The sequence below is a fragment of the Cupriavidus oxalaticus genome (assembly GCF_038900635.1).
In the GTDB taxonomy this organism is placed as follows: Bacteria; Pseudomonadota; Gammaproteobacteria; order Burkholderiales; family Burkholderiaceae; genus Cupriavidus; species Cupriavidus oxalaticus_B.
Map to the genome: position 1 here is coordinate 542,207 of NZ_JAYMRX010000002.1, position 8,156 is coordinate 550,362.

Here is an 8,156-nt window from a genome sequence, read left to right on the forward strand (position 1 = left end):
CCTTGCCGGAATCTTAATGCGGACTTCCCGCCCTGGCTGCAAATTTCGGGAATGTCTTGAGACTTTCCGATTTGGAACGCTATCGTGGACGAAACATCGCTGTTCCAGCATGGCGGAAGGTCTTAGAGTTGTGGCGTTGCCTCTCGCGTAGAGGCCATCGACTCACCCTCATTCAGGTTCCTGCCATGACTGCCCTATACCCCACCAACGCCGTCATCCGCGAAGTCGGGCTCCGGGATGGCCTGCAAAGTATCCAGGCCATCCTGCCCACCGAGCAGAAGAAGGCGTGGATCCGCCAGGCGCATGCCGCGGGCCAGCGCGAGATCGAAGTCGGCTCGTTCGTGCCTGCGCGCCTGTTGCCGCAACTGGCCGACACGGCCGAACTGGTGTCGTATGCGCGCACCCTTCCGGGCGTGTTTGCCTCGGTGCTGGTACCGAACCTGCGCGGCGCGGAGAACGCCATCGACAGCGGCGCGGACCTGATGATCGTGCCGCTGTCGGCGAGCCATGCGCATAGCGTGGCCAATCTGCGCAAGACCCCCGACGAGGTGGTGGCGGAGGTGGCGCGCATCCGCGCGGCGCGCGACGCGGCCGGCTCTAAGACCCTGATCGAGGGCGGGGTAGGCACGGCCTTCGGCTGCACCATTCAGGGCCGGGTCGAACCCGATGAAGTCCTGCGCCTGATGCGGGCCCTGCTTGACGCCGGCGCCGACCGGGTCAGCCTGGCCGACACCGTCGGCTATGCCGATCCCGCCATGGTTCGCGGCCTGTTCGAGCGTGCCATTGCCATTGCCGGCGACCGCTTCTGGTGCGGGCACTTCCATGACACGCGCGGCCTCGGACTCGCCAATGTGTTTGCCGCGCTGGAGTCCGGCGTCACCCGCTTTGACGCCTGCCTGGCCGGCATCGGCGGTTGCCCGCACGCGCCCGGCGCCAGCGGCAACGTGGCCAGCGAAGACCTGGCCTACATGCTGGCCAGCATGGGCATCGACATCGGCCAGCTCCTGGCGCTGCGTGAAGAGGTGGCCGGCTGGCTGGCTGGCGAAGCGCTGCACGGCACGCTGTGGCGGGCGGGCCTGCCGAAGACCTTCGCCGGCGCATCGTCACGCGCCGCGGCCTGATCAACGAATCGCAACGAATCGAACGGAATGCAAGACGACATGAACACCGCTCTGGAACACGACAACTATCAGGATAGCGAGCACGACAGCGAGCACGACAGCGAGCGCCTGCCGCTGACCGGCATCCGCGTGCTCGAATTCACGCACATGGTCATGGGCCCCACCTGCGGCATGATCCTCGCCGATCTCGGCGCCGAGGTCATCAAGGTCGAGCCGCCCGGCGGCGACAAGACGCGCAATCTGCCGGGGCTGGGCATCGGCTTCTTCCGCGCCTTCAACCGCAACAAGAAGAGCGTGGTGCTCGACATCACCACGGATGAAGGGCGTGCCGCCGCGGCCGAGCTGGCGGGCCAGTGCGACGTGCTGCTCGAGAACTTCCGTCCGGGCCTGATGCGGAAACTGGGGCTCGACTACGAGACGCTGTCGGCCAGGCATCCCCATCTCATCTACGTCTCGCACAAGGGCTTCCTGCCCGGGCCGTACGAGAACCGCCTGGCGCTCGACGAGGTGGTGCAGATGATGGGCGGGCTGTCGTATATGACCGGCCCCAAGGGGCGCCCGCTGCGCGCCGGGACATCGGTCAATGACATCATGGGCGGCATGTTCGGCGCGATCGGCGTGCTGGCCGCGCTGCGCGAGCGCGACAGCACCGGCCGCGGCCAGGAAATACAGAGTGCGCTGTTCGAGAACTGCGTATTCCTGTCCTCGCAGCACATGCAGCAGTTCGCCATGACCGGCGAAGTGCCACCGCCGATGCCGTCGCGCGTGTCGGCGTGGAGCGTGTACGACGTCTTCACGCTGGCCGGCGGCGAGCAGCTGTTCATCGGCGCGGTCAGCGACAAGCAGTTCGTCACGCTGTGCAAGGTCCTGGAGCACCCGGAACTGACGCAACGGCCGGAGTATGCCGACAACACGTCGCGCGTGGCCGTACGGCCCAGGCTGCTGGAGGAACTGGGCGCCATCCTGAAGGACCATGATCCGGCGGTGCTCGCGCCAAGGCTGGAAGCGGCCGGGATTCCGTACGCACCGATCATGCGTCCCGACCAGTTGCTCGACGATCCGCACCTGAAGGCCAGCGGCGGGCTGGTGCCCATGCAGGTGGATGACGGCTCCACGGCGCCAACGGTGCTGCTGCCCCTGCTGATGGGCGGCCGCCGTCCCGGCGTGCGCCGTCCGCTGCCGAAGGCGGGCGAGCATAACGCCGAGTTCTTTCCGCAATCCTCGGGAATGCCAGGCCCCGCCTGAGGCAGCATGCCCCGACAGCAGGACAAAACAAAGACCAGGAGACAAACCATGACCCCCGACCAGAAAGTATTCAATCCGGCCCGACGCCGTTTGTTCAGGCTTGCCACCGCCGTCGCGGCGTCGATGAGCATCGCCACGGCACCTGCCATCGCGCAGGGCGGCAAGCCGGTCCGTCTCATCCTGCCCATCAGCGCGGGCTCCGGCGTCGACACCATCGCACGGGCCGCGGTGCCGTCGCTGGCCAGGACCATGGGCCAGCCCGTGGTGGTCGAGAACCTCCCCGGCGCCGGCGGGATCACGGGCGCCGCCGCGGTCGTCAAGGCCCAGCCTGACGGCAGCACGCTCGGGCTGGTGTCGAACAACCATGTGATCAACCCCAGCGTGTTCAAGAACATGCCGTTCGATGCGATCAAGGACATCACGCCGATCAGCGTCATCGGCACGACGCCGCTGGTATTGGTGGTCAATCCCAAGGTGCCCGCCAAGAACGTCAAGGAACTGGTGGCGCTGCTCAAGGCCAAGCCGGACAGCTACAACCTGGCATCGTCGGGCAACGGCACCATCATTCACCTGGCGGGCGAGATGTTCCTGGATGAAGCCGGCGTGACCGCTCACCACGTGCCGTACAAGGGCACCGGCCCGATGCTGAACGACCTGCTCGCCGGGCAGGTGGAGATGGGAGTCGTCGCACTCAACGCGGTGTCGGCGCATCTGAAGGCCGGCACGCTGCGTGCGATTGGCCTGTGCGGCGACAAGCGTTCCGCCGCCGCGCCTGAACTGCCCACCATCGCCGAGCAAGGCTTGCCCAAGTACAACGTTGCCGGCTGGTTCGCCGTGGTGGGGCCGGCCGGCATGCCGCCGGCAGAGGTCAAGCGTGTCCACGATGCATTCGCCAAGGCCTTCACCTCGCCTGAAGTCCTGGAGGCAATGAAGAAGCAGGGCACCCAGATCGAACCGGGCACGCCCGAAGCAGCCGCCAGCTTCTTCCGCAGTGAAGCCAGCCGCTATGCCGCGCTGGTGAAGAAAGCCAACGTAAAGGTCGAGTAAAGCGGCTACACGCGGGCGGGCCGTCACACATTTTCCTGCTGTCAACGCGGCCGGCGCCCTGTCCGGGCGGGCCGCGGTGGCAGCCCTTTGTCTTCAATTCCCCCACCATGACCATCTACAAGTTGGGCGAACTCGTCCCCAGCATTGCCGGCAGCGCCTTTGTGGCAGCCGAAGCCACCATCATCGGCCGCGCCGAACTGGCCGACGATGTTTCGGTCTGGCCCGGCGCCGTGATCCGCGCCGACAACGAACCGGTGACCATTGGCGCAGGCAGCAACGTGCAGGAAGGCGCCGTGCTGCACACCGATCCGGGCTGTCCGCTGACACTGGGCAGTGGCGTGACCGTTGGCCACCAGGCCATGCTGCACGGCTGCACCGTTGGCGATGGCGCGCTGATCGGCATCCAGGCAGTGATCCTGAATAACGCGTCGATCGGCGCGGAGTCGCTGGTGGCCGCCGGCGCGCTGGTGACCGAAGGCAAGCAGTTCCCGCCGCGCTCGCTGATCCTTGGTTCGCCCGCCAAGGCCGTACGCGAGCTGACCGATGAAGAAGTGAAGAACTTGCGCGCCAACGCCGAGGACTATGTATGCCGGTCCGCGCGCTACCGCACGCTGCTCGAGCAAAGCACGTACTGATCCCGAAGAACTGCCCGACACTACCACCGCAAGATTCGTGGGCCGAGCAGTCCACCCAGCACCGTCGGAATCAGCATTCCCGCCAGGTACCAGACCGCCCAGAACGGGACCTCCATTTCCGGGCAATGCAGGCAATAGACGATGGTCGCGGTGGCGCCTGCGAGCAGGCCGGCCATTGCGCCTGCCGCTCGCAGGTGTGTCGGGGCCATCTGGCGTACCGCCCAATGGACCGAGACGAAAAGCGGCAGCGACAGCAACGCGATATTGAGCGGGCAGGTTCGCCACGTCCGGCCCAGTATCAGGCTGGCTTGCTCCGCCGCCCCGGAGGCATTGGCCAGGATAACCAGTGCGCCGGCCCATGCGGCCAGCACGGGCAGGGTAGGCGCGGCCCAACGCACGCCGATCGTCGCCCCCGGGACCATCAGCCGTCGCAGGACGTGCGTGGCCGCGACAGCCACCCCCAGCGGGAATGCCACCTTGATCCAGAAGATTGGCAGCACCAGAACCTGCATGATGTCGGGCCGCAGGCCGAACGCAATGGCCAGCAACAGCACGGCACCCGCGCCGCCAAGCGCCAGGGCCAGGATGAACGATTTCAGCGCGACATGCCGGTCTACAGGTTTGACGCCGGTGGCGAGCAGCGTGACCAGATCGTCGGTCTTCATGATGAGAGGATCCTTGCTTTTGCGGCCAGTGCCTTCAAGCCGCGATGGATGCCGACCTTGACCGCCGATTCGGACAGGCCGGTCAGCCTTGCCGTCTCCGCAACCGAAAGTCCTTGCAGCTTCACATGAACGATCGGCAGGCGCTGCTTGTCGGGCAGTTGTTCGAGCAGCCCGTCCACGTCCAGCCGCGCATCGTGGGTCGGTACCGCTTCGCAATCGGCAAGAATGTCTATGAAATCGTCGAGTGGTTCGAGTCGTGCAGTGTGGCGCGAGCGGCCCCGCAAGAAGTCAAGCAGCTTGTATCGCGCGATGGCATAGACCCATGCCGTCAGCGGCTGTTCGGTCAGATAGGTGTGGCGGGCGTTATGCACGGCAAGCAACGTTTCCTGCACCACATCTTCCACTTCATCCGGCATGCCATAGAGCCGTCGCCGGACGAAGGCCCGCAGGTGCCCGGTCAGTTCCATCAGGAAAGTGTGATAAGCCGCCTGGTCGCCCTGCAATCCGGCCAGCATCAGCGTGCGAAGGCGTTGCTCGACAGGGTTGGCTGCAGCAGTGTCCGGGCGGGCGTTGTCGGCGAGCGGATTCATAAAAGGGAGCGCTGCGGTCCGTTCGGGGCGATCAGCCACGTCAGCAGGGGCAGAAGCGAGCGTTTCAGGATGATAGGCGAGGGCATCCATGGCGGCAATTCGCGAGCACTGATACCTGCAGGTTCGCTCCCCGGGGCCATCCGGTTACAGCGGCGCGCAAAAATATTCTCCGGGATGGCCCTGTAACCGGGCGGCGTGCCGCTGCGAATTACCGGTCAGATCACCGTGCGGCGCTGTCCGTCTTTCTGCCGGTATCTACGTTCCAGTCCTCATGTCCACCCGAAGGAGTCTTCCAAATGAACTCGATGAAGATCGCAAGCGCCATTACGCTGGCCGCCCTGACCTCTGGCATCGCCATGGCGCAAAGTGCGCCGTCACAGGCCCCGGACAAGGCCAAGCCTGCGATGGAAAAGTGCTACGGCGTGTCGCTCGCCGGCCAGAACGACTGCAAGGCCGGTGAAGGAACCACCTGCGCCGGCACCTCAAAGACCGACTACCAGGGCAACGCCTGGAAGAATGTGCCGGTGGGAACGTGCACGTCGATCAAGACGCCGCGCGGCATGGGCTCGCTCAAGCCGCTCTGACCAGGCGCGCGCCATGAACGCGACACCCCATGCCGGCCTGAGCCTCAAGCCGCAACACTTCGCCGAGGCCTTGCGATGTACCGCGCCCGGCCTCTGGTTCGAGGTCCACCCCGAGAACTACCTGATGGCGGGCGGGCCGCGCCTGGCCTGGCTCGATGCCATCCGGGAACGGCATCCGGTAGCCTTGCACGGGGTGTCGCTATCGCTGGCGGGCGATGCCCGGCCGGACCGCGAGCATCTCGCCCGCCTGCGCGAACTGATCCGCCGCGTCGATCCGGTACGCATGTCGGAACACCTGGCGTGGTCGACGCTCAATGGCCGCTACTACCCCGATCTGCTGCCGGTGGCCCGCACCACCGAGCGGCTGGTGCGGGTGGCCGACAACATTGCACTGGCCCAGGATGCCCTGAACTGTGAGATAGCCATCGAGAATCCATCCCACTACCTGCACTTCGATGCGCATACGTGGGACGAGACGGATTTCCTTGCGGAGCTGGTGCGCCGCACAGGTTGCGGCTTGCTGGTGGATGTCAACAATGTCCACGTCAGTGCCAGCAACCTTGGCTATGACGCCGCCTGGTATCTCGATCAACTGCCGGCAGACGCCGTGCGCGAGATCCATCTGGCCGGACATTCGATTGACCGTACTGCCAGTCAGCCGCTATTGGTCGATTCGCACGATGCACCGGTCGCGCCGGAAGTCTGGTCGCTCTACCAGATATTGATAGACCGCATCGGCCCACGCCCCACGCTGATTGAGCGGGATGGGAACATTCCGTCGTTCGATGAACTGCTGGCGGAGCGGGCGCACGCGGCCGCGCTGCTCGGCAGGGAGGCAGCCTACGCATGAGCTTCGAGCAAGACTTCCTGAATGCGCTCTATGCAGAGGAGGGGGCGGATCTGCTGCTACCAGTGCTGACACGCCAGCCCGGCTTTCAGGTCTACCGCAATACGGTGCTCAAGGCCTGCGTGGACGCATTGGCGGCAAACTATCCGGCCGTCGTCCGGCTGGTCGGCGAAGACTGGTTCCGGTCGGCTGCCTTGATCCATGCCCGTGCCGAGCCGCCACGCAGTGTATGCCTGATCGAGTACGGCGCCGGCTTTGCCGACTTCCTGCGGACGTTTCCGCCGGCGGCCGAACTGCCTTACCTTGCCGACGTCGCGCGGCTTGACCGGCTGTGGACCGAATCCCACCTTGCCGCCGACGATGAAGCGCTCGACGCCGGCGCCTTCAGCACACTGGCCGGTGAGACGTTGCTTCACGCGAGGCTGCGGCCCCGCGCCTCGCTGCGCTGGCACTGGTGCGGCGCCCATCCGGCGTTCTCGATCTGGCAGGCCAACCGTACTGTCCAGGTACCTGCCGAAGATATGGACTGGGTGGGCGAGGGGGCATTGCTGGTTCGCATGTCCGGCAGCGTGTGCTGGCAAGCGGCAGGCCGGGGCATGTGCGCGTTCCTTGACGCCTGCGGTGAAGGCAAGGCGCTGCAGATCGCCACCGAATCCGCCGCAATGGCCGAGCCTGGCATCGACATCGCCCAAACGCTGGCCTCGCTCATAGGTGCGGGTGCCTTTGTCTCAATCATCGCCGGAGAGCAACCATGACAGACAGGACCCAAGCCACGCACCACACCGGCGCCAGCGGGGGCGCATGGACAATCCTGACGCAATGTGCGGCACGCTGGATCAACGATGATGTGCTGGCGCTGATTGCACGCATGGCGATCGCATCGGTATTTTTCCTGTCAGGACGAACCAAGGTGACCGGCGTGCTGACGATCAAGGACAGTACCTTTGCGCTGTTCGAGAGCGAGTATCGGCTGCCGCTGGTGCCGCCCGAGCTGGCAGCACATCTGGCAACCTATGCCGAACATCTGTTCCCGGTCTTGCTTGTGCTGGGATTGCTGACCCGGCCAGCGGCGTTTGCCTTGCTGTGCATGACGGCGGTCATAGAGATCTTCGTCTACCCTGATGCGTGGCCCACCCATCTGACGTGGGCAGGATTGATGCTGCTTCTGATCGCTCGCGGTGGTGGTGCATGGTCGATGGACCGGTTGTTCAAGATTCGCTGAGATTGGGCGGCTTGTCTTGGCAAGCTGAGGTAAACTGATTATTTAACATAAGATAGATTATGCGAAGGAAGGTTGTAGCGGCAAAGCGGTAATGTCCGGTTTTAGCAAAGCAGAAATGTCCGCCTGAGGCGCTCTTCATGGTATTCAGCCTGCCCGGTTGAACACGATGGAGACGCCAGAGGATGGCTAAATCCAAGGTC

At 65.0% G+C, this 8,156-nt stretch carries 11 protein-coding genes; 8 read left to right on the top strand and 3 right to left on the bottom strand.

Going from position 1 to position 8,156, the window contains the following annotated elements:
• Positions 1-185 precede the first annotated feature (185 nt).
• The 4 genes from VSR71_RS06595 (at position 186) to VSR71_RS06610 (ending at position 4,048) form a co-directional block, all read left to right on the top strand.
• Positions 186-1,121 carry a hydroxymethylglutaryl-CoA lyase gene (locus tag VSR71_RS06595; RefSeq protein WP_342913106.1) on the top strand — a complete coding sequence of 312 codons (936 nt, stop codon included), beginning with the start codon at positions 186-188 and terminating at the stop codon, positions 1,119-1,121.
• A 39-nt stretch (positions 1,122-1,160) separates the two neighbouring features.
• Positions 1,161-2,366 (top strand): CaiB/BaiF CoA transferase family protein, encoded by a 1,206-nt coding sequence (locus VSR71_RS06600; RefSeq protein WP_428979354.1) that lies wholly within the window; start codon positions 1,161-1,163, stop codon positions 2,364-2,366.
• Positions 2,367-2,489: 123 nt separating this feature from the next.
• Positions 2,490-3,413 carry a tripartite tricarboxylate transporter substrate binding protein gene (locus tag VSR71_RS06605; protein ID WP_342913133.1) on the top strand — a complete coding sequence of 308 codons (924 nt, stop codon included), beginning with the start codon at positions 2,490-2,492 and terminating at the stop codon, positions 3,411-3,413.
• A 107-nt stretch (positions 3,414-3,520) separates the two neighbouring features.
• Positions 3,521-4,048 carry a gamma carbonic anhydrase family protein gene (locus tag VSR71_RS06610; RefSeq protein WP_342913107.1) on the top strand — a complete coding sequence of 176 codons (528 nt, stop codon included), beginning with the start codon at positions 3,521-3,523 and terminating at the stop codon, positions 4,046-4,048.
• A gap of 20 nt (positions 4,049-4,068) precedes the next feature.
• On the opposite strand, the gene VSR71_RS06615 is transcribed toward VSR71_RS06610, so the two are convergent.
• Together VSR71_RS06615 and VSR71_RS06620 are read right to left on the bottom strand one after the other, a co-directional pair.
• Entirely contained in the window at positions 4,069-4,713 is a 645-nt protein-coding gene (locus tag VSR71_RS06615; protein WP_342913108.1) for a DUF1109 domain-containing protein, read from the bottom strand.
• Positions 4,710-5,303: a sigma-70 family RNA polymerase sigma factor gene (locus VSR71_RS06620; RefSeq protein WP_342913134.1), complete on the bottom strand. Its 594-nt coding sequence runs from the start codon at positions 5,301-5,303 to the stop codon at positions 4,710-4,712. Before VSR71_RS06620 ends, VSR71_RS06615 begins: the two co-directional genes overlap by 4 nt.
• Positions 5,304-5,599: 296 nt before the next feature.
• Between VSR71_RS06620 and VSR71_RS06625 the strand changes: the two genes are divergently transcribed.
• The 4 genes from VSR71_RS06625 to VSR71_RS06640 are packed head-to-tail and all read left to right on the top strand — an operon-like array spanning position 5,600 to position 7,956.
• Positions 5,600-5,887 carry a BufA1 family periplasmic bufferin-type metallophore gene (locus tag VSR71_RS06625; protein ID WP_342913109.1) on the top strand — a complete coding sequence of 96 codons (288 nt, stop codon included), beginning with the start codon at positions 5,600-5,602 and terminating at the stop codon, positions 5,885-5,887.
• Positions 5,888-5,900: 13 nt separating this feature from the next.
• Positions 5,901-6,737: a DUF692 domain-containing protein gene (locus tag VSR71_RS06630; protein ID WP_342913110.1), complete on the top strand. Its 837-nt coding sequence runs from the start codon at positions 5,901-5,903 to the stop codon at positions 6,735-6,737.
• Complete coding sequence (locus VSR71_RS06635) at positions 6,734-7,489, top strand: DNA-binding domain-containing protein (protein ID WP_342913111.1); 756 nt, start codon at positions 6,734-6,736, stop codon at positions 7,487-7,489. Before VSR71_RS06630 ends, VSR71_RS06635 begins: the two co-directional genes overlap by 4 nt.
• The gene (locus VSR71_RS06640; RefSeq protein ID WP_342913112.1) at positions 7,486-7,956 is read left to right on the top strand and encodes a DoxX family protein; all 471 of its coding nucleotides are present in this window, start codon (positions 7,486-7,488) and stop codon (positions 7,954-7,956) included. Before VSR71_RS06635 ends, VSR71_RS06640 begins: the two co-directional genes overlap by 4 nt.
• On the opposite strand, the gene VSR71_RS06645 is transcribed toward VSR71_RS06640, so the two are convergent.
• The coding region (locus VSR71_RS06645; protein ID WP_342913113.1) for a hypothetical protein at positions 7,943-8,156 on the bottom strand (214 nt) is incomplete at its 5' end. The genes VSR71_RS06640 and VSR71_RS06645 overlap by 14 nt on opposite strands.

Excerpts from the sequence above, each read along its gene's own strand:
- VSR71_RS06595 (WP_342913106.1), top strand. The coding sequence starts at position 186 with ATGACTGCCCTATACCCCACCAACGCCGTCATCCGCGAAGTCGGGCTC.
- VSR71_RS06600 (WP_428979354.1), top strand. The coding sequence starts at position 1,161 with ATGAACACCGCTCTGGAACACGACAACTATCAGGATAGCGAGCACGAC.
- VSR71_RS06605 (WP_342913133.1), top strand. The coding sequence starts at position 2,490 with ATGAGCATCGCCACGGCACCTGCCATCGCGCAGGGCGGCAAGCCGGTC.
- VSR71_RS06610 (WP_342913107.1), top strand. The coding sequence starts at position 3,521 with ATGACCATCTACAAGTTGGGCGAACTCGTCCCCAGCATTGCCGGCAGC.
- VSR71_RS06615 (WP_342913108.1), bottom strand. The coding sequence starts at position 4,713 with ATGAAGACCGACGATCTGGTCACGCTGCTCGCCACCGGCGTCAAACCT.
- VSR71_RS06620 (WP_342913134.1), bottom strand. The coding sequence starts at position 5,303 with ATGAATCCGCTCGCCGACAACGCCCGCCCGGACACTGCTGCAGCCAAC.
- VSR71_RS06625 (WP_342913109.1), top strand. The coding sequence starts at position 5,600 with ATGAACTCGATGAAGATCGCAAGCGCCATTACGCTGGCCGCCCTGACC.
- VSR71_RS06630 (WP_342913110.1), top strand. The coding sequence starts at position 5,901 with ATGAACGCGACACCCCATGCCGGCCTGAGCCTCAAGCCGCAACACTTC.
- VSR71_RS06635 (WP_342913111.1), top strand. The coding sequence starts at position 6,734 with ATGAGCTTCGAGCAAGACTTCCTGAATGCGCTCTATGCAGAGGAGGGG.
- VSR71_RS06640 (WP_342913112.1), top strand. The coding sequence starts at position 7,486 with ATGACAGACAGGACCCAAGCCACGCACCACACCGGCGCCAGCGGGGGC.